Origin of the sequence: Paraburkholderia sp. A1RI-2L, from assembly GCF_048957375.1 — a bacterium.
GTDB lineage: Bacteria > Pseudomonadota > Gammaproteobacteria > Burkholderiales > Burkholderiaceae > Paraburkholderia.
Genome location: NZ_JARBTA010000002.1, coordinates 188,896 through 209,373, shown reverse-complemented (window position 1 = coordinate 209,373; position 20,478 = coordinate 188,896). Strand labels below are relative to the sequence as shown.

Here is a 20,478-nt window from a genome sequence, read left to right as displayed (position 1 = left end):
TCGTGTGGTGACAAATCTTACTTCAGCGCAGGTTTCACCATTGAACAATTAGATCCGGACCGATTGAGTCCAAGATAAGTTATTCGCGCATGTTTGTTGTCTGTCGGCTAGACCGGGCGACGAAGCTGGAAGTTTACAGAGGTCCGTTTGAGTCAATGGCGACAGTGTCGTCGGCATCAAGCTGTCCGCGACTCGGTTCACCTGGACGATCTGCTGTGGCGTTCATGCGTATTGCTTCTCGTTGCATACTTGCGCGAAACTGCTTACATCCCAAGATGAGCAAGATTGCCGCAAGACTGGCGCCACAAGCATTTACGACCGTCATAGAGTTTCCGACCGCAAGCGGTGACCCGAACACTTTGTCAGTAACGAGTGCAACAAGGGTCATCCCGAGACCAAGGCCAATGAGGTTGGAAACAAGCAAAAACATCGCCGAGATCTGAGCCCGCATTTGGTTCGGGGAGAGGGTCTGCATAGCGGCCACTGAGGTAGCGAGCGGAAATGAGGCGAAGAACATGGCAACGACCAGCCACGCCAGAGATGCGATAAGGCCCGAGGTCTGCGCAAACGCCACAGATGGCACGAGCATGCAGACAGCGCCGATAGAGGCTGCGCGCATTGGCGCGTCGGCGTATCCGCACCGCAGAAGCCAGTCGCTCAGCCAACCACCGCAGAATACTCCGGCCGTATTGGAGATAAGCATCACAGTCCCCAGTGCGTAGCCCGCCTCGACCGGGGTGAGGCCGAAGCGTCGAATATAGAACGCGGGACTCCAGTTCATGAGGCAATAAAGAGTCATTGCGTAAAACGAAAATCCCATGAAATGGCAAAGGAAAGTGCGTCGATGCAATGCGATAAAGCGCAAAGCGTCCGCCGTCGAAACCCGCTTGATCTGGCCTTCATCATCGCGGGCAAGTTCCTGTCGAGCAGGGTCGCGAACGGTGAGCTTGACAATCAAGGCGATCAGCAGACCGGGCAATCCGACCATGAAAAACGTGACCTGCCACGGCCGAACGTCGCCAATAAGAGGTAGCGAGACGACACTGGTATGTTTCAGTAGCGCAATCACATAAGCTCCCACAAGAAACGCTGCCCCCCCACCAATGAATGAACCGAGTGAATAGACGCCCACGGCGCGTCCAAGCTTCGACTTAGGAAACATATCGGCGAGCATCGAATAGGTCCCGGGCGACAGTGCTGCTTCTCCAACGCCCACACTCATTCGAGAAATGAACATATGGACGAAGTTCTGACTTAGACCACATGCGGCAGTCGCCAGACTCCATAGCGCGACGCCAGACGCAATGATGCGGGGGCGCGCGAAGCGATCAGCAAGATATGCGAGTGGCATCCCCATCACCGCGTAGAAGAGTGAAAAGGCGAAGCCGTACAAAAGGCTAAACTGGGTATCGGTAAGATCTAAATCACGTTTTATTGGCTCAATCATGAGTGCGAGAACCTGCCGATCCACGAAAGAAAAAATGTACGCCAACATGCAGATGCACACAACGTACCACTCGTAGGTGTAGCGTTTCTCCTTCGAGGGCCCCTCAACTCTTACGTTCATCTCATGCTCCGGTATGAATCTGCTCAACCTTCAGCGACGAGAATTCGCCGAAGCGCAGATGTCTCGTTACAAAAAAGATCTCTCTAAAGCTGGCACGTTTCGCGGCCGAACATCTACATTCCAGTTGATTCGTATCAGCCGTTGAAGAGGTGGCCAGCACCGCGCGCGGATGGCTCGACCTGCGAAAGAGTCGAAGAAGTGACGGCAATCGCGAGCGGCCTACGTTTCTAGCTATGAAGACGTTGACGGCACTCTAGTGATATCTCCCTCCCCCTTGCGAGGCAAAGCGCGGGCCAATAATATGTCGAATTGTCGTCGATCGCAATCCAGGTGCAATACGGATATCAAGCTTGACCGCAATGACATCGTGGAATTGCGCGCAAAGAATTGGGGTATGTACCTACGAGACGATCATTTCTTGACCGTCGATCCCTCCTCGATGTATTGCCATGCGATTGCGATCAGAACTGTTATGAGCTATTGTCGAGTCAGCCTCGGGCCCCGGCGGGTGGTGCTTCACGAGCCTGCCAAACGCGACGTCGCAGACTTGGACGGCGGGATGAGTAGAACTGCTAGATTCTGAGGCGGGAGGAATGCCCATTTGATCTTCGAGTCAGTCACTCTGGGGAGAGTGACAGTGGCCGGGTGCCAAGACCATCTGGGCAGTGCCGTGGCGCTCGGCCCGGGCTTCTTCAACGGATCGCGACTGGGCCTGTTCGGCACCGAAGACCTAGGTGGCGGCATGTCCGCGATATTTCGCATCGAGGCGGACTTCAATCCGACAACGAGGGTCTCGCTGCAAGGCAATCGAGAGTTCGGACGACAGGCGTACGTGGGTATCAAAAGCGGATACGGGCAAGTGACGCTTGGCCGGCAGTACAGCATTCCGTTCGAAACGCTGCTGCCATACGACACCATCGGTTGGGCCAATTCCCCGCGTCCGATGTCTGGGTTCAGTTGCTCACGGGCTCGCGCCTGGATAACGCCACGATGCATCCGGCGGCCGCCCCCTCTGCGAGAAAAGCGCAGGCCGCCCTCCATACGGCGAAAACAGACTCGTTATGCGCTGAGAGAAAACCTTCGCGCAGTGGTACTCCTCGGGCATGCCGGTTAGCCATCCTTTCGTTTCAGAGGTACGACAGTGCCGCGCGAGTCATAAACCCCTCAGTCCCCACGAAAATGACGAACTGATCGGCCGGATTTTCGACCGTCGGGACGCTTAAAGCGCTGATGCAGAAATCGCGATTCCTTGACATCGGGAAATCTATGCCTCAGATTTTTCAGACGGCAAGAGATCAGGGCGCATCCAGGAAGACTTTGCGAATGGATCGGCTGTATGCGCGGCCCCCTGGCATGCTGGATATAGCCATGTCAAACGATGCGGTCACGCTGGGTACCGGGGAGTTTCGGGCTCTGATTGCCGCGCCCGCCGAATGCGATGTTCTGCGCCGCGAATTGCGGCTTGTCACTGCGGAGCGAGATCTGAGTAAAAAAGGTATCGTCATGATCGAAGCGCCCGGAACTAGCCCCAACAAGAGCTGCGGCGAGCATTCCTTGCCTGTCTGCCGGCTTTCGGAGCCAACCAGCCACCCGAATGACGGTTCTGCTGCATGGGTAAGTGACAGCAGCTATTTCTTGAGTGTGTGCGTATCCCCCACTGCGGGGAAAAACGCGTTCCACACCGCTCGTACGCCTTGTGCGGCGGCCGCCTGCGCGTCCATGTGCTCGCTGTCGGCGGAGTCACCCGGATCCGCACTCAGACCACGCCAGTGCGTGAACATAAGCACAGGCTGCTCCGTCCAATGTCCGTCGATAAACCGGGAGAATGCCGTATCTCCGGTCGTGAGCCTGACTTCGTACCAGCCCTCCCGGGCCGGCGCATAGTCGTCCGATGGGAACCATCCTGTCGTATCGATTTCCATTTGTGCCCCAGATTCGAAGCCATTACACATGCGTGACAGCACGCCGCGTACCTGCCTCCTCTTGAGACACGCAGCATGCTGTGGCCGCGAATACCATCATGGTGGAGCCTCGCGGACTGTGTACTCACCGGCATGATGAGAAACATGCAATCCGCGATGATCCCCCTCCTCTCGCGCAACTCCCCTAATGTTGTCTCTGATTGCCAAGACTCCACGCGTCGCGAGATTCGCAGTGGTCAGCATTGTGACCCGGGCGCTAACCTTAAGCTTGCGCATAGGCTGTTGAAGATGCATTTCGCAGAACCACACGCGGGCGCTATGATTGGCCAATCATAGTCCGAAGGGAAAGGGAGTTCATCGCAAAGTTGAGCTTGCGTATAGATTTCCGGTCGATCGCGGCCACCCTGATAGCGTTCGTGGCATCGCTGTGGATCAATCGGGAGGGGTTTGCGCATACCTCGTTTGTCCGAGGCATCAACTGGATATTCCTTCCATCCGGCGTACGGCTATTGAGCACGCTGCTGGTTGGTGTCGATGGTTTCCTTCTTGCTGCTTGCCGGTCTGGTAACGGATTCTTTACTGGTTCCCGCATGACCCTGTGAGTGCGATTGCTGGCGCAATACTTGGGTCAGCGGCTCCGTATCTGGTGTACAGGTTCGCGAGAGAATATTGCGGCTTGCGCGCATCGTTGACGAATCTCATACCGCCCCGACTTCTTGTGCTCGCCGTTGCGTATTCAGTCGCGAATCCGCTGTTGCATCACCTGTGGTTTGCGTTGACCGGTGCGACGGGGCATTTCTTCGAAAGCCTGTTCAGCATGTTTGTGCGCGACCTCACCGGCACGCTAATCATGCTGTATGCGATGAAGGGATTGCTGGCTTTGCTCCCGAAGCGGCCTGGCGATTCCCGCCTCACGAACGGGATGTTCAGCATTCACGTTGCACTAACGAATGCATATAACAATCAGGCCGCACGCTAGAGTTATGAAGGGGTTGCGATGAGGCGCAATCGCACCCCGCCTCGTGGAGTTATGTCCGATTGTTGACCTCCCTCATCTCGACGTGGTGCTGCATCCAGGCTGAAATGTCGCGATTCCCGACGACCGCTAGGCGCTCCCAATGCTGGGCGGCCGGCCCAGGCTCCCGCACTTCGAGAGCCGTTGATCCCGCAAAGGTGAGAACCTTCGACGGCCCTGTTCGAGCCCTGACGGGTCGTGCACCCCATATCTGCCGTCAAGCCAGGCGGTTGTTATAGGCGAGATCGAGCGCCAGCCGGATCCTGAACATGCCGTCGGTCATGCGTGAGGACTGGCTTGGATGTCTGGGCAGCAGGGCAAGCGTGCCCTTCACGATATAGAGGAGAATCAGCGCGCCCAGGAGATCGCCCACAAACATCGTCGAGAAGCCAACCAGTTTTCAGATTGAAGAGATTGTGCAGATCCGCATCGGCCTTCGGGAAAGGATGCACATTCTCCCGACGAGCGATCACGCACGACGCCTCCACCAGCCTGGCGCGCTCCAGCCAGTCACACTATGCGCCGTTCGAGCTCAACCACATTTGTGCAGATTCAATCATGCTGAGTCACCCTGCGCACTACTACGCCTCGTTTCGCCAGAGCCATCCGGCAAATTGCGTTCGAACAGTACTCGACCTCGGCAACGAGAACGTTGTCACCGCTGAAAAAGCACATGGCACGGGTCTTCTTTCAATGCAAGAAAGCCCCGCGCCAGTGTAGCTTCTTCAGGCCCACGACAGCCAGTCTGCCCCCCTTAGAACTTGTGCCGGAGCCCGATGCGTACAGCCGTCTGTACGTTGGTGCCGGAGGGTGCACCCAATGCGGCCTCTGCTTGCGCACTAAAACCGTGGTCATGTGCCAAAGTGCCGACTAGATAGACGTCCGTGCGTTTCGAGAGGAAGTAGTCTGCACTGAGTATCAGTTGGTTTGCGCTGCCAACGTCATTGTTACGTATTTGATATTGCAGCCCCCCGCCGAGCGACAGCGCAGGCGTCAGTTGGTAGGTGGCTCCGCCTTCGAATGTCGTCGCGCGAGGCCTGTCACCGCTCGATAGCTGTACATCCGTGACATAGCCGAACAAGCGCGCCTTGCCAATGTTATAGGCTGCACCTGCTGCGTATTCGGCTGAGTTATCCGAAGGTGTCACGTTATGAATCGACATATAGGACAGCGCTGCGCTGAACGGTCCGTTGGCATAGCCCACATAGAAGTTACTAGCGCTATTCTGGCCCATCGAACCTGCAACATTGCCGAATCCATACATTGCACCAAACGTAAAGCCTCCGATAACAGGAGACTCATATTTGACCGCGTTATTGACAAGATCACCCCACACCCGGTTATCAAGGGCATATCCTCCCGATGCATAGGTCGGAAGGCTCCAGCCCAGCAGACCGGCAGGTGTATTGGCGGCAATCGCGTACGCAGGGAAATAGTAACCGATGAAATCATACTGACGCCCGAGCGTGACGGTACCCCAGTTTCCCGCCAAGCCAACGAACGATTGCAGGCCGAATTCTGCCCCCCCTGCCAGGAGCGAGCCCGTACCGACGTCAAACTCACTTTCCAGAGTGAAAATCGCCTTCATTCCTCCGCCGAGATCTTCGACACCGCGCATCCCCCATCGACTTGATTGGGCGACTCCAGACTGGAATTGAACGGCGGCTCCCTTGCCCGACGAAGAATCGACTCGATTGGTATAAGTAACGCCGGCGTCAATCAAGCCGTACAGTGTGACAGACGATTGCGCCCATGCAGACCCGCAGCTCAGCGCGGATAGTACTGCAAACACTATCTTTTTCATTATGTACTCCTACTTTATAAAAATAGTAAAAACAGAAGATTTACAGCAAGAGCCGTCATCCACTCATATCTTTCCAGAAAAGGCGAAATCTAAAATTAGTTATGGAAGGTCTGCATAACCCTTTTTTCGGAGCGCCGACCTTTTGCTTCTTGCGCGGGTGTAAGCGTTGAGAATTTGTTCGGATGTTGATCGCGCGACTTTGCGTCGTGCCACGCGACACTCGCTGAGACTCGGAGCTTCCAACTTCAGGTGTTTCAGGTTTTCCGCAGAGCTTGGCGCGCCATCCACAGATTGCCCAGAGCGAACAGCGTCATGATCTGGGCGGTGTTCTTCATCAAGCCACGATACCGGGTCTTTGTGTAGCCAAACTGCCGCTTGAGACGAACACGTAGGTCCAGTTGTCTGCGCCTGCCTAGTCTCATCGCGACATGCCAGCGCACTGCGTCAGCCTCGCAACGCTTCTCGATACCCTGATATCCGGCGTCAGCGTACACATCCGTTTCATCGCCGTGCAGCAACGCTTCGGCTGCATTGATGTCGTGAACGTTGGCCGCCGTGCCGATCACCGTGTGAACCAGGCCCGACTCCGTGTCCACGCCAATATGCGCTTTCATCCCGAAGTACCATTGATTGCCCTTCTTCGTCTGGTGCATTTCCGGGTCACGTGTACCGGAGTCGTTCTTCGTCGAACTGGGGGCCGAAATCAAGGTGGCATCGACCACTGACCCAGTTTTTAGCATCAAGCCTTTCTCCACCAGGATTGCGTTGACCAGCGTGAGCATTTGCGCTGCCAGTCCGTGAGTTTCCAGCAGGTGGCGGAACCGAAGAATCGTGCTCTCGTCCGGCAAGCGCGTCATGCCGCTGTCGAGCCCGGCGAAATCGCGATACAGCTGTACGTCATATAGCGCTTCTTCCATCGCAGGGTCCGACAGACCGAACCACTGCTGCATAATATGAATCTGCAGCATTGTCGCAATCGGGAACGGCGGTTGTCCGGTTTTACCGGCGGGATAGTGTGGCTCGATTAGCGCAATCAGCCTTGACCACGGCACCACGCGCCGCATCTCATCGAGAAATTCCCGTTTGCGCGTACGTTTCGTTGACAGATCCAGACCAAGACCCAATTGCGTCATCAAGACTCTCCTCAACTAACCTTCCTCATCCCAGGATAGTTCACCCGGGCGTGAACGTCAGGACTTTTGCAGACCTTCCTTAGGTGCGGTCTCATTGTGCAAGCGGAGATTAGTTGACCCCGACGATGCTAAGACGCCTGCCACGCACAGATCGATCCGAACAATAGCGAGTGCTCCAATTTGTCACCAGTTGACCATTCCCCTCTATTGGCCACGCTCATTGAGTCGACCGTCGACCGATGGCATGGCAGGATTGTCCGCGTGCTTCGACAAAACGCCGTACGTAGTCGTTTGCCGGGGCATTGCAGATTTCCTCCGGGGTTCCTGTCTGGATAACGACGCCATCTTTCATGATCGCGATCCTGGAACCGATCTTCATCGCTTCGTCCAGATCATGCGTGATGAACACAATGGTCCGTCGCAGGTCCGCCTGCATCTCCAGCAAAATGTCCTGCATTTCGCCACGAATCAATGGATCGAGCGCACTGAATGCCTCGTCCATCAGAAGCACATCAGGTTCGGATACGAGCGCCCTGGCGAGTCCGACGCGCTGCCTCATACCACCCGACAGTTCGTCTGGATATTTTCGCTCATATCCTTTGAGTCCGAGCCGACCGTTAATCCATTCTCGCGCCACACTGTCGGACTCCGCTTTTTCGTCGCCGCGGATCCAGCGTCCGAACACCACATTTTCGAGCACCGTCTTGTGCGGAAGTAGCGCGAAACTCTGAAATACCATGCCAATGTGATATCTGCGCATCTCTCGCAAAGCGCGCGAGCCAAGACGCAAAACATCAGTGCCACGGAACAGCAGTTCCCCCGAATCGGGTTCGATGAGCCGATTGAAATGACGCACGAGCGTAGACTTTCCGGAACCCGACAGCCCCATGATTACGAAAATTTCGCCTTCGCGAATCGACAGCGAAACGTCACGCACGGCAACATTGGATCCGGTCTGCTGCAGAATCTCATCTTTGGGCATACCAGCACGCGCCAGCGCGATCGCTTCCCCAATGCGGCCGCGGTGAGGACTGAAGACTTTGTACAGGTGGCGCAACTCGAGAATAGGCACATCCGCTCCGCTGTCAACAGCACTACGGGCCCCATCCGTCTCGACGCGAACGTCCTCCCGCACGTCAGTGGCGCTGCGCGAATCCGCTTCGAGCGACGAACTCATATTGCAAAGGGTATAAGGTGTCATCTGATCATTTCCGAACTTGACGGCGCGCACGCTGGCCCACGCCGAAAGACTGGGTGATGCGATCGAACACAACGGCAAGAATGACGATTGCGGCACCGGCCAGGATACCTTGCCCCATGTCGAGGTTGTTGATGCCGGACAGCACGTCCTCGCCCAGGCCACGGGCACCGATCATCGAGGCGATGACGACCATTGCGAGCGACATCATCACGGCCTGATTTACACCCGTCATGATCGATGGCATTGCAAGCGGAAGTTCTACCGCGATGAGCTGCTGCCATGACGTCGCCCCGAAGGAACGCGATGCCTCAACAACGTCTTCCGGTACCTGACGCAAGCCCAGATCGGTAAGTCGCACAAGTGGAGGGAGGGCGTAAATCATCGTTGCAAAGATCGCCGGCACGCGGCCCAGACCAAATAACATCACGACCGGGATCAGGTACACGAACGACGGCAACGTCTGCATCATGTCTAGCACCGGATTGAATACGCGCGCGAGCAGTGCGCTGCGAGAAATTGCAATCCCGAACGGAATGCCGATGATTGTCGTCAGGATCAGTGCCGCCAACATGATCGCGCATGTCGCCATCAACTTGTCCCATAGACCGAGGCAACCAATCACGTAGGTCAGTGCCATCAACAGAACCGCGAGGCCGATCCGGCGGGCACCCAGCCACGCCATTACGCCAATGACAGCGATGACCACAAAGGGGGGGCATGCCCTGAGTATCGCCTCCACCGGATTGAGTGCGTACGTCAGCAGTACCGCGCTCACATGATGAAACACGTCACCATACCGCGCGACGACGCCGGTAAAAAATCGATTGATCGTATCGCCCAGATCGAGCGTATAAAAGATGCCGTTCACTCCATTTCCCTTCTCTGTCAGGCTCCGCCCGCGGACGGATATCCGGCAGGCCGGCGTGCGTGCTTCACAACGACCGTCCGTGAGCCGGATCGAATAAACCCGCAGCACAATCCGGCTGCGGGACTTCACGTCACTTCAGACTTGCCTCGACCTTCTGCGCGGCTTCGGCCGGGACCCAATTGGCGACGATCGAAGGATTAGCGTTCAGGAAGTCGACCGCAGCCTGGCGGGGATCGACCTTCTCCGTCGCCATTCGCGCAATGGTGGTGTTCAATGCGCCCATAGAAAACTGCACCTTTTCGAAGAGCGACATCAGCGCCGGATCGGCGTCTGCCAGCGAATTCGAAACAACGACGCGCAAAGACGTCGGAGGCGAAGCGGAACCACACGGGTTCGGATCCTTGCTTCCGTTGATGGTTTTCCAGCAGGCACCGTTGTACGCCGGCTCTTCCAGCTTGACGGCGTGGAAACGACCGAGGATGGTCGACGGCTCCCAGTAGTAGAACAGAATCGGCTTGCCTCGCGTGTAGGCCGATTCGATCGCCGCATCAAGTGCCGGCCCGGATCCCGGATGGAAATCTGTGTAGGCCGCGCCGATCTTGTAAGCCTTCATTTTCTGTTCGGTGTCGGACTCGCACTGCCAACCGATCGGACAGTTATACAGACGGCCATGGGATGGATCTTCCGGATCGGCAAACACCGATTTGTAACGCGGCAAATCGGCAACGCTCTTCAGATCCGGCGCAAGCGGCTTGATTCCCCGGGAAGCATCGCCTTTGATCACATAATCCGGGACGTAGTAGCCCTCCACGCTCCCGCCGTTGACAAGTGAGCCTACGATCTTCACCCGGCCGTCCTGAGCCGCCTTCTCATATGCCGGGGTACGGCCAGCCCAATACTCGACCATCACGTTCAGGTCACCGGTCGCAATTGCCTGCAACGCGATGGCATTCGTCGCAGTCATCAGGTCAGTCTTGCAACCGTAGCCCTTCTCGAGAACGTATCGAACCACTTCGGTCATAAATTTTGCGCTGTCCCAGCCCATTTCCGCGAACTTGACTGGCTTGGCTGCCTCACACCATGAGGAATGCGAAAGATCGGCTGCATGCGCCTGTGAACCCAACATCCCAACCACTCCGATCGCACACGCGGCAATTGCACGCGCCACTTTGAATGGGAGAACTCGCTTGAACATATTCCACTCCGCCCGATGATTGACCTGAATTCCCGGCTTCGCCTACCGCTGCTAGCGGCGCGGCCGGGCGAACGTACATTAATGATTGTCAAACGCCTGTTGGAAAGCGCGCTGACACCTTCCCTGCCAAAGCGCGGCCACGGTGGCCGGTAATACTTCGCCCCCTACTGCTGGCATCGTATGGAGCACAAAAAACGGCCTCAAACGAAATTCTGCGATGGCACTCATGCAAAATCGCATGCAGTTTCGGAGCGACCGTCCCGTAAACTTCCGCAGTTCGACCTGAACAACAAACAGCAGGCAAGCACGTAGCTGCATACCTTCGTCAGACACTCGGCGAAGCCCGTGCGGACCGGGACTATTCGAACCACAAGTGCCGCTATCGAGATCGACGACCCGTTTTGCCATTCCGCCGTCGACTTGACTACGCGACGAGACACTAAACGGCGGACCGTTGGCGTCCGAAATCTCGATCGTCGTTTCTCGACGGGAGCCTGCGCAATATGACTCCCATCGACGAAACAAGGAACGCCAATCCTCATATCACGCAGCCCGGACAGGAAGCGTCGGACTCGATCGCACGACGCCATCGCGCATCGCACCGAGATACCAGTCGATAAACGCGATCACGCCGCTTTCGGCGAGCGAAGAATATTCGCCTGGCTCGTAACCCACCGAATTGATGCCGAGCTGATTAGTCTCGACAAGTCGTTGATCCTGGGCGTTTGTGGCCTTCCAGACTACGGTAAGTGTTTCGAGATCGTAGTCAACGCCTTCGACAGCATCCTCGTGGACGAGCCACTTCGTCGTAACCTGCGTCTCGCGCGGACCGAGCGGTAACAGACGGAATGCGATCGCGTGATCTCCGAGCGCGTGATTCCACGTATTCGGGAACCGGAGCAAACGCAGGGACCCCACGTCCTGCTCTGGCAATGTTCCCATCACCCGCCTGCAGGCCGGTTCGCCCGTCATCGTGAACGACAAGCCGCGCTCCATTGCGGCCCGAATCAACCGGTATTCCGGAGCTTCTTCGACCGGGGCATACGGCAAGCCCGCGGCCGCCCAACGCGCCTCATCACGTGCAGTTTTCGCGGCGAACACCACTCCGTCGCTACCGTAACGGGGGTCGGTCGGGCCGTCGTACTCGGAAATCGTGCGCAACAGTTCCGGGTGGTTTGCCGTGCAGTGATAGCACTCCCGGTTGTTCTCGATCACGAGCTTCCAGTTGCCCTTCTCGACAATGGTCGACTCGAACGCGACCTTTGCGTTATCGATGCCATGCGGCGCAAGATAAGGCGTAACACGCTGGCTGAATGACGTGAAGTCTTGTGGTTCACGAGCGAGATTGATGAAGATGTATCCGGCCACGATCTCGCACGCGACAGGCCTCAACCCATGCTGCGACGCGTCGAACGATTCGCCCATGTTTCCGGCAAACGCCAGCTTGCCGTCGAGTCCGTAGGTCCACTGGTGATACGGGCAGGACAGCATGCGCGATGATCCGCGCTCGCCTGCGCAGATTCGAGAACCCCGATGACGGCACGTGTTGAAGAATGCCCGGATCGCGCCGTCGCGATCGCGAAGCACAACGATCGAACTCTCGCCGACATTCAAAGTGAACCAGTCCCCTGCCCGCTTGATCTCGCACGACAACCCGGCAAATAACCAGTGGCGCTCCCAGATCAACGCCATATCGGCGGCGAATAGACCCTCGTCCTTGTAGAACGCCTGGGGTAACGGGCGGCCGGGCACACAGGAGGCTAGCAGTGAGTTGAGTTTCAAGGAGTCGAACATTGAGCGTCCCGAGCATCTTTCGTTGCGCGCCGCTTCTTCCGGTGGCGCGGCGGCACAGGCGTGCCGCTGAGCGCATTTCATGACGACATAAAGACGAAGACAAACGACTATTTCTGGTCCGTTGCATGATAAATCGCATGCACGGTTCGTCAGTCGAGGACTACCCCGCTGCGTCAAGGGAAACGGCTGACCGACGCAATTGGCGGCCTACTGGCAAGCACACAATCTTCGGGTTATTCCCTAAATGGAAAGCTGGTCATTTTCGGTCAGACTATTTCACTAAGAGGCTGACAGGCGCGAGGTATGCCCCCCGATTCCCTTCCCAATGCCGCGAATCGTGAGTTAGTGCCTCATGCCCGCGGACTATCGCCATGACTCTTTACGGGCCGGAGCCCACGTGGCGTTCCAAGCAGAATAGCTGGTGTATCGTTTCATGCTTCGGGAACCTCCTTGACGAGGTGCCCATCGTCTTTGCAGACTGATTTGCAATTCGAATCACATTGACGATTGGTTCAATCCGCTTGGGTCATCCCATCGCCTTGCCACTATTGTGTCGGCCATCGCCACCTCGCAGCGCGCCAGCAAAAATGCCGCATGTCGCGACGCTTCATGTAAGACTGAAGTGCCGCAAGTCTGGCTGCACAAACGTAGCGCCACATTCGTGAAGGAGTGCGGGGTCATCTTTATCGGCAAGGCGATTGCTTCGCGCCTCGCGCAAAGACAACTGGGCAAGTCGGTGCTTGACGCAGGTGTGCGGTTCGAGGAAGCCAACGAAGCGCGTCCCATTCAATCTGCCTGTGCCACGCCGGCCGCACGGTGAAAGGGAGACGCGAACCTCAGAATGACAGACGGGAAGCATGCTGTGACCGTGACCTCGATGAGGCCAGGCAGATCGTCATCGGCGGGATGTATTCGCGGGCCAGCAATGCTGGGGGGCGGGAAGCCCCTCCGCCAATCGTCCGGCTTCGGGGCCAGAAGTAGCTGTGTTGCTGAAGAAATTTTGGTGCCCAGCGGCGAGACATCTGAACATGCGCGCACTGCTTACGCTGGTCAGTTCGCCAACAGCAGATGACGCGCACCGGGTATGTCGTTGAGAATACCAATGACGCGCCCGACCCACGATTGCCATGTATCGAGACGCCAGCACTTCAAGAGCCGTGTACCGACACACCGGGCATTTGCGCGGACGCCCTTTCCGATTCCTCGGCACGCATGTGGCGCGCAGCCAGATAGAAATGCCACGCTGCCCATAGACCTGTCAGGGATACCAGCACAAGTACATATCGGAGCGACTCGGCGGGATTCGCCACATGTGTTGCAAGGGTGTCCGAAAGAAATCCAACAGCCTGCGGCGCGATGACGAGATTCGCGACATTCGTGACGAACACGATAATGCCGACCACCTGGCCCCGCATGGCCGCAGGCGTGAGATTCTGGGCCAGGGACGCGGAGGGACCGATATACACGTAAATCGTGGGTATGAAAACCCAGAGCATAATGTGGGTTAAGGAAAGTGAGGGCGACGCGTAGGCAACGAACGAGGGTACCGTAGCCAACGCAGTGACCAACGCCACGAGCTTTGCCTGGGAACAACCCGACCGCGCACGGGGCCGACTCAGCACCAAAGCGGTACACAGCATTGCGAGTCCCCCTCCGGCACCGTGAATCACGCCAAGGATTTCGCCGGCGTCGCCGACACTCAGCTGAAAACTCCGGGCAAGAAACGACGGAGTCCACCAGACTAGCCCCCATCCCCAAAACGTAAGAACCGTTGTTCCGGTTATTACGTGAAATAGCGCTTTACAGTCACGAATGTGGCGCAAGGTTTCCTTGAGACCCGCGCGGTTCACTTCGCGTTCGGGCTTATCAAACACGCCGCGCCGTGGCTCTCTAAAACCAAGCATCAATATGATTGCCAGTGGAACGCCGAGACATCCGAACACGAGCAGGACTGCTCGCCATCCGTGATGGTCCGCGATCCATCCTCCTCCCGCCGATCCCATCAGCGCACCTACAGCAGCACCAACAGAGAAGAGGCTCATTGCCGTGCCACGCATCGACGGAGCAAATTTGTCTGCCAATAGTGAAACAGCACACGGCATACAACCTGCCTCACCGACACCAACGCCGAGCCGCGAGAGGAAGAATGTCAGCGCACTGCTGCTCGCGCCACACATGACCGTGAAGCCAGACCAGACAACTAATGCAACGCTGATCATGCGCTTGCGATTGACGCGGTCCGCAAGCAGACCTAATGGCAGGCTTAGCGTAACGTAGAACAACGCGATAGCCGTTCCGGTCATGAAGCCGACTTCGCTATCGGAGAGCTTGAACTCGTGCTTGATGGGCTCGATCAGCGTCGATACCACATAGCGGTCCGCGATGTTGACGGTGTAGACGAGCGTAAGAAGAAACAGCACCCACCATTTCGTGGCGCCACTTTCGCTTCCCGTCACTGCTGTTTGATAATGTGTCTCGCTCTTCATGTCTATGTATTTTCTCACTCTCGTATCTGCTACTTCTCAGAGCGGCCCTTCCACTTTTGGGCGGCCAGATAGGTTCTCACGCCGACATCCAGAAATGGTCGTCGCGGCAGCATGTCGGGCGAACCCAGGTCCATCATGTCACCAATTAGGGGATGTCCTGTATCGCAGGCTAGTTCAGCCACAAGCGCTCCCGCTGTGGTCTGTTTTGCGATCCCTACGCCGTTACAATTCACTGCAGCATAGATATTTTTTGAGAGTTGACCCCAGCCAGGAGCGCCATTCAGGCTCAGAGAAAGGTAGCCCGCCCAAAAGTGCTCGAGTGACACCTGCTGCAGCATCGGAAACCGGGCCTTGAACAGCACCTGGTGAGTACGCTTCATGCGCTCACGCAGCGATGCCGGGCAGCGTAGCGTCGGTGCAAACTGGAACCCATACCGGAACAGGATGCGGAAGTCCTTCGTGTACCGTATGGTCGCCCCCGCAATACCGTGGGCCGGTGTAACTCCCCAGTCAACGGTACCCCCAAGCTGGATTCGCTCCTCGTGCGTCAGAGGCCGCGAGAGGCTCGCAAAGAGGACGAACGGAAGCAGTTTCCTTTCGAAATACTTAAATCGATTGATGAACGCATTGTTCGTAAGCACCGCGTTTCGCGCGGAGAACCGTACGCCACCGGGCATTGTCGCTACGACCGTCGACCCGGACTCGAGGTCCATTACCGGGGAGTTCTCGAATAAATGCACGTTCGGAGGAAGTGAGTCGGCCAGACCACGCGAAAGGGCTGCCGGATTCAGGAGCCTTGTACCGGGCGTATAGATCGCTGAATCGTAGTATCGAGTGCCCAAGCGCTCGTGGAGCGCGTCGCCGCGCAAAACTTCATACGGTTCGTCCAGTGCATCGAGCTCCGCCGCCGTCGCGCCCAGAAGTGTACGAGCGATTTCAGGCGAGACTGCGCAGTCATAGCGCCCGCTCTTGCTCCACTGGCAATCTATCGCATTCACCCGGACCAACTCTTCAAGGGAATCGATCCCATAGCGACTCAGTCGCATGTATCGATGACCTTTTGCTGTGTTGTTGGGATCGTGATCGTTGTTGTGCGGAAGGTCAATGGCAAAGCCGGCGTTCCGACCGTGCGCGCCTTCTCCGACCTCCTGCGCATCGACGAGTGCAATGGAATGCGATGGGTTCAGGGTCGCCAGCCGTCTGGCTGCCGACAGGCCAGCATATCCCGCTCCAACCACAAGCCAGTCAAAGCTGGCTTCCTTTCGTGCTGGCTCTCGAGGAACGCGCTTGGGCAGGATCGCTGACCAGCCATTCGTCCTGTCGTCTGCAGGAAGCAGTTTTTCCGATGATACTGAAGCATTCATGCTGCAATCCGTTTGTGAGTTTCTGTACCTGCGTCAGTCGGCCGTTACGACGAAGAAGAACTCTGCGTCACTGCCTGAATAGGTGACGACCGAGCCCCGGCTAAGCGACAGAACGTCGCCCGCCTGAGCAACGAGCTGTGCGCCGTCGCAACTCACCCCGAAAGTCCCCTTGAGCACGTGAATCACTTCATCGTAATCGAGCGTCTTCGGGGGTGTCCGGCCGGCCTTCAGCCGACCAAATCCCGACGCCAGCGAGCTTCCGGCTGATTGCACTGCCCACGCGATGCCGCCGCCAGTATCTTCCGCACCGCCACGTACTTCCCACACAGCATCACCCGCACGAGTCAGTGCAGTAGTTCCAGAATCATTCATACGGAAATCACGGATATAGCCATTGGAATCGTCATTCTAGGAAGGCTCCACAAAGCGACGAAAGCGGAAATATCACATGCAAAGCATGCACAAATGTGTGGAATGGAGGGCGTGAACCTATCTGGGCCCGGGGGATCACCTGCGGGCAGGAAACTGCCTGCCAACCGAAGGGGTGATTCGGACGAACGTCCAGATACACCCCCAGCACACCCCCAGCCGCTATCTCGCCTCCACACAGATCGAATTGCGCAACAGTGGGCGAATGCTCCGGATTATGGCGCACGCTCTGTCTACAGAAATGGCGCCCGCTCTTATATCCGGCCCCTTTTTCGTTCGTCCTATGCAATGGAAAGCGCGGGGTGTGTGCCTCGTCCGGACGTCTTGCCATGCTGCCGGAGAGTCTGCGATTGTGAGACCGACCAGAAGCGCGGCGCCCCGGTCGTGGTAGCTACAGCCGCTGATAGCTGACCGCAGGCGCACATGCGCTCAGGCGTGGGAACTGAGTCCCACGTACGCAACGATCTCGATCAGCATGTCGGGATGAACAAAATCCTTGACAACAACGCTCGACCGATTTGGATAAGGCATTTGAAAAAACTCTCTATAAATCCGGTCGATAGTCGGCATATGGCCAGCGTCTTTCATATAGATCAATACCTGTGCAACATCCGGCATGACTCCTTGAGCTGCTTCCACAGCTCGCTGCAAATTTGAGAAAGTCAATCTGGCCTGCTCCTCAATATCGGCACCGCAAATTTTCCCGTCCATTGTCACCGGTCCGTGCGCAGTGAAAAGAAGTCCGCCGGCTTTGGTGGCCCAGGAAAAAGGTTGATTCAACTGAGGAAGACCTGTGTCGATAGTTTCGCGAAACATGGAAGGAAAATAGAGGTGTTGAAGGAGGAACCAGACTCGGCTGGTCCCCTGCTGTCAGATCAATGCGGCAGCCCGCTGCTTGATAACATCAGCAATGGCTTCGCCGACGTAACCGACGTTGTTATCGTTCAACCCCGCGACACAGATCCGGCCAGATTGAACGAGGTAGATCGACTTGTGCTCGCGCAAAACCTCAACTTCCTGAGAAGTCAGCCCGGTGTAGCTGAACATGCCGCGCTGATCCGTCAGATAGCGCGCGTCTACATCCGGCGCCAGCGCTTCAAGATCCGAACGCAGCTTTTGTCGCATCTCCTTCATGCGTCGTCGCATTGTCCCGAGTTCCAACTGCCAGTGACTCGACAACTCTGGATTGGTCAGGATGGTGCTGACCAGTTGAGCGCCAAATGCGGGAGGACTGGAATAGACCTGTCTGACCGTCGCTTTGAGCTGGCCAAGCACCCGCGACGCGTTCTGCGGATCGGAGCATACGATCGAGAGCGCACCCACACGTTCACCATAGAGCGAGAAGTTCTTCGAAAACGAATTGGTCACAATGACCTGAAGTCCAGCTTCGACCATACGACGGATCGCGGCGGCATCTTCGTCAAGCCCGTCGCCGAAGCCCTGGTACGCCATATCGACGAACGGCAAAAGGTTACGGCGCTTCAAAAGGTATATGACATCCGTGAACTGTTCTGCTGACAGATCCGCTCCGGTCGGGTTGTGACATGACGGCTGCAACAGCACAATGCTGCCCTCTGGCAGGCTATCGAGCGTCGAGATCATCGCGTCGAAATCGATGCAGTTCTTCTCGACATCGAAGTACGGATAGGTGTTAACCGTCAGTTTTGCAGACTCAAGCAGTACGCGGTGGTTATCCCATGTGGGGTTGCTGATCCATATGGCGCTTTCAGGCAGCCAGGCTTTTAGAAATCGTGCCGCGATGTGGATCGCACCCGAGCCGCCAACGGAATGAATCGTCGCAACACGTCCCGATTTCACCGCTTCGGAATCTCTTCCGAAGATGACTTCCTGGACAGCTGCCCGGTATGCCGTGTCACCTTCCATCGGGAGGTATGTGTGGGGCCTGGATGCAGCCTGGAGCATCGAAGCGGCATGCTTGACGGAATCCAGAACGGGAATTCTCCCCGCCTCATCATAGTAAAGACCGATACCGAGGTTGGTTTTGTCAGGTCGCTTGTCGGCTAAATACGCTTCCATGAGCGAGAGAATCGGGTCGCCAGGGTAAGCTTCAACGTGCTTGAACATTCCAGTAATCCAGTTTGAGTTTTGGCGTGTGCCTGCGAGGGCGAAAGCGAGAATCAGAGTTCGGTCCGAAGTTGCCAAAGTTCGGGGAACAGCACGATATCCAGCATCTTGCGGAGATACCCGACGCCCTCCGTACCACCCGTTCCACGCTTGAATCCAATGACACGTTCGACTGTCGTCAGATGCCGGAAACGCCATTGCCGAAACGAGTCTTCGATGTCCACAAGTTTTTCCGCCAACTGATACAGGTTCCAGAACTCCTGCGGATTGCGGTACACCTGCAGCCAAGCTCCGGCAACGGATGCGTTGTAACGTGTAGGCTGGGTCCAGTCTGCGTTGAGTCGATCGTGGTCAACAGAAAGGCCCGAGCGCGCCAGCAGCCTGATGCTCTCGTCATACAGGGACGGCGTTTCCAACGCCTCCTGGAGGAGCCCGAGACTTTCGGGACGATGCTCATGGGGGCGCAGCATCGTTGCGTTCTTGTTGCCCAGGATGAACTCGATCTCCCTGTACTGATAGGACTGGAAGCCCGACGACAAGCCGAGATAAGGCCTCATCGCCGTGTATTCCGGAGGCGTCATGGTCGCGAGAACGCTCCAGGCCTGGACCAGCTGATCCATGATCCGGGAGACACGCGCGAGCATTTTGAACACGGGCTGAAGTTCATCGCTGCGAACACCGATTCTTGAAGCACGCAACTCATGCAACATGAGTTGCATCCACAACTCGGACGTCTGATGCTGAACGATAAACAGCATCTCGTTGTGATCGGGAGAGAGCGGATGCTGAGCGCTGAGAACTTCATCGATGTGAAGGTAATCGCCATAGCTCATGGACTTTGAAAAATCCAGCTGTGCGTCGTGCCATGATTTTTCGACAGCAGATTCTGTGCCAGACTGATTTGCTGAGAATGGGCAACTCATTTGTATGCTCCGTCAGATATTGAAATCCAGAAGTCCGGGATCATCAATTCAATGTTCTTAGAATGGCTCGCACAGGACTCGCATCGAGATTGGAAAATTTCAGCGGAAGAGCAACAAGCTCATAGATTCCGTCTGGAACATCATCGAGAACAAGTCCCTCGAGAATTCGCATGTCGAAGCGCAATACCTGGTTATGCGCCAACATTTCTTTGGACGCTTCGGGGTCGAGAGAAGGTGTGTCGACACCAATCAGCTTGACCCCACGCAATGCCAGGTGCTCTATCGTCTCGGGGGCGATGGCTGTGAAATCTGAATCCCAGGATCGGGCCGCCACCTTTTGGTACGTTCGAATAAGTACCCGCTCGGGAATTTCGTTTCCAATACTCACAAGATCATCCGGCGTGATTGACGCTTTTCCTGACGGCACCCGGATAACACGACAAGGGCCAATATAAGGAGAAAGCTCTACCTCTCCGATGCATGCACCTTCAGCGTGATAGTGCCTCGGCGCATCGGTGTGCGCGCCGGTATGTGGCGACATCGTAAATCTGCCGACATTCACAGGGCTTCCGCTTTCCATGCTCCAAACCACGGACTCCTGGAATTCGGTGTCCCCGGGCCAAACAGGCATACCAGTCTGGATCGCCGGGCTGATATCAATGATTTTTTCCGTGCGCGTTGCCATCACACAT

20 protein-coding genes are annotated in these 20,478 nt (G+C 56.6%); 3 read left to right on the top strand and 17 right to left on the bottom strand.

The window, feature by feature from the left end:
• Window positions 1-133: 133 nt before the first annotated feature.
• On the bottom strand, window positions 134-1,567 hold the full coding sequence (locus PWP93_RS15800) for a spinster family MFS transporter (RefSeq protein WP_421028831.1): 1,434 nt from the start codon (window positions 1,565-1,567) through the stop codon (window positions 134-136).
• Window positions 1,568-2,198: 631 nt separating this feature from the next.
• Between PWP93_RS15800 and PWP93_RS15795 the strand changes: the two genes are divergently transcribed.
• Entirely contained in the window at window positions 2,199-2,681 is a 483-nt protein-coding gene (locus tag PWP93_RS15795) for a porin (protein ID WP_421042797.1), read from the top strand.
• A 257-nt stretch (window positions 2,682-2,938) separates the two neighbouring features.
• Here the strand turns inward: PWP93_RS15795 and PWP93_RS15790 are convergent, their stop codons facing one another.
• Entirely contained in the window at window positions 2,939-3,118 is a 180-nt protein-coding gene (locus PWP93_RS15790) for a hypothetical protein (protein WP_421028832.1), read from the bottom strand.
• A gap of 77 nt (window positions 3,119-3,195) precedes the next feature.
• Entirely contained in the window at window positions 3,196-3,489 is a 294-nt protein-coding gene (locus PWP93_RS15785) for a hypothetical protein (protein ID WP_421028833.1), read from the bottom strand.
• A gap of 718 nt (window positions 3,490-4,207) precedes the next feature.
• On the opposite strand from PWP93_RS15785, the gene PWP93_RS15780 reads away from it, so the two are divergent.
• On the top strand, window positions 4,208-4,468 hold the full coding sequence (locus PWP93_RS15780; RefSeq protein WP_421028834.1) for a hypothetical protein: 261 nt from the start codon (window positions 4,208-4,210) through the stop codon (window positions 4,466-4,468).
• A 253-nt stretch (window positions 4,469-4,721) separates the two neighbouring features.
• Here PWP93_RS15780 and PWP93_RS15775 read toward each other — a convergent pair whose 3' ends face one another.
• The 7 genes from PWP93_RS15775 to PWP93_RS15745 all read right to left on the bottom strand — a co-directional run bounded on the left by PWP93_RS15775 (window position 4,722) and on the right by PWP93_RS15745 (window position 12,499).
• The gene (locus tag PWP93_RS15775; RefSeq protein ID WP_421028835.1) at window positions 4,722-4,877 is read right to left on the bottom strand and encodes a hypothetical protein; all 156 of its coding nucleotides are present in this window, start codon (window positions 4,875-4,877) and stop codon (window positions 4,722-4,724) included.
• Window positions 4,878-5,258: 381 nt separating this feature from the next.
• A complete protein-coding gene (locus PWP93_RS15770) occupies window positions 5,259-6,308 on the bottom strand; it encodes a porin (RefSeq protein WP_421028836.1) in 1,050 nt (349 codons plus the stop codon).
• A 254-nt stretch (window positions 6,309-6,562) separates the two neighbouring features.
• Window positions 6,563-7,441 (bottom strand): IS5 family transposase, encoded by an 879-nt coding sequence (locus tag PWP93_RS15765; protein ID WP_421028837.1) that lies wholly within the window; start codon window positions 7,439-7,441, stop codon window positions 6,563-6,565.
• A gap of 217 nt (window positions 7,442-7,658) precedes the next feature.
• On the bottom strand, window positions 7,659-8,642 hold the full coding sequence (locus PWP93_RS15760; protein ID WP_421028838.1) for a quaternary amine ABC transporter ATP-binding protein: 984 nt from the start codon (window positions 8,640-8,642) through the stop codon (window positions 7,659-7,661).
• A gap of 4 nt (window positions 8,643-8,646) precedes the next feature.
• The gene (locus PWP93_RS15755) at window positions 8,647-9,510 is read right to left on the bottom strand and encodes an ABC transporter permease (protein WP_421028839.1); all 864 of its coding nucleotides are present in this window, start codon (window positions 9,508-9,510) and stop codon (window positions 8,647-8,649) included.
• 130 nt (window positions 9,511-9,640) lie between these two features.
• Window positions 9,641-10,705, bottom strand: a complete 1,065-nt coding sequence (locus tag PWP93_RS15750; protein WP_421028840.1) for a glycine betaine ABC transporter substrate-binding protein — start codon at window positions 10,703-10,705, stop codon at window positions 9,641-9,643.
• 543 nt (window positions 10,706-11,248) lie between these two features.
• Complete coding sequence (locus PWP93_RS15745; protein ID WP_421028841.1) at window positions 11,249-12,499, bottom strand: aromatic ring-hydroxylating oxygenase subunit alpha; 1,251 nt, start codon at window positions 12,497-12,499, stop codon at window positions 11,249-11,251.
• Window positions 12,500-13,049: 550 nt separating this feature from the next.
• Here PWP93_RS15745 and PWP93_RS15740 point away from each other — a divergent pair.
• Entirely contained in the window at window positions 13,050-13,319 is a 270-nt protein-coding gene (locus PWP93_RS15740) for a hypothetical protein (protein ID WP_421028842.1), read from the top strand.
• 328 nt (window positions 13,320-13,647) lie between these two features.
• Here PWP93_RS15740 and PWP93_RS15735 read toward each other — a convergent pair whose 3' ends face one another.
• From PWP93_RS15735 to kynB, 7 genes are all read right to left on the bottom strand, one after another.
• Window positions 13,648-14,985, bottom strand: a complete 1,338-nt coding sequence (locus PWP93_RS15735; RefSeq protein ID WP_421028843.1) for a spinster family MFS transporter — start codon at window positions 14,983-14,985, stop codon at window positions 13,648-13,650.
• 29 nt (window positions 14,986-15,014) lie between these two features.
• Window positions 15,015-16,349 carry an NAD(P)/FAD-dependent oxidoreductase gene (locus tag PWP93_RS15730; protein WP_421028844.1) on the bottom strand — a complete coding sequence of 445 codons (1,335 nt, stop codon included), beginning with the start codon at window positions 16,347-16,349 and terminating at the stop codon, window positions 15,015-15,017.
• Between the two features lie 33 nt (window positions 16,350-16,382).
• Window positions 16,383-16,721, bottom strand: coding sequence for a hypothetical protein (locus PWP93_RS15725; RefSeq protein WP_421028845.1), 339 nt, complete (start codon window positions 16,719-16,721; stop codon window positions 16,383-16,385).
• Window positions 16,722-17,207: 486 nt separating this feature from the next.
• Entirely contained in the window at window positions 17,208-17,594 is a 387-nt protein-coding gene (locus tag PWP93_RS15720; protein ID WP_421028846.1) for a RidA family protein, read from the bottom strand.
• A gap of 54 nt (window positions 17,595-17,648) precedes the next feature.
• On the bottom strand, window positions 17,649-18,863 hold the full coding sequence (locus PWP93_RS15715) for an aromatic amino acid transaminase (RefSeq protein WP_421028847.1): 1,215 nt from the start codon (window positions 18,861-18,863) through the stop codon (window positions 17,649-17,651).
• 53 nt (window positions 18,864-18,916) lie between these two features.
• On the bottom strand, window positions 18,917-19,786 hold the full coding sequence (gene kynA, locus PWP93_RS15710; RefSeq protein WP_421028848.1) for a tryptophan 2,3-dioxygenase: 870 nt from the start codon (window positions 19,784-19,786) through the stop codon (window positions 18,917-18,919).
• 43 nt (window positions 19,787-19,829) lie between these two features.
• Window positions 19,830-20,471, bottom strand: a complete 642-nt coding sequence (gene kynB, locus PWP93_RS15705; RefSeq protein ID WP_421028849.1) for an arylformamidase — start codon at window positions 20,469-20,471, stop codon at window positions 19,830-19,832.
• Between the last annotated feature and the right edge of the window lie 7 nt (window positions 20,472-20,478).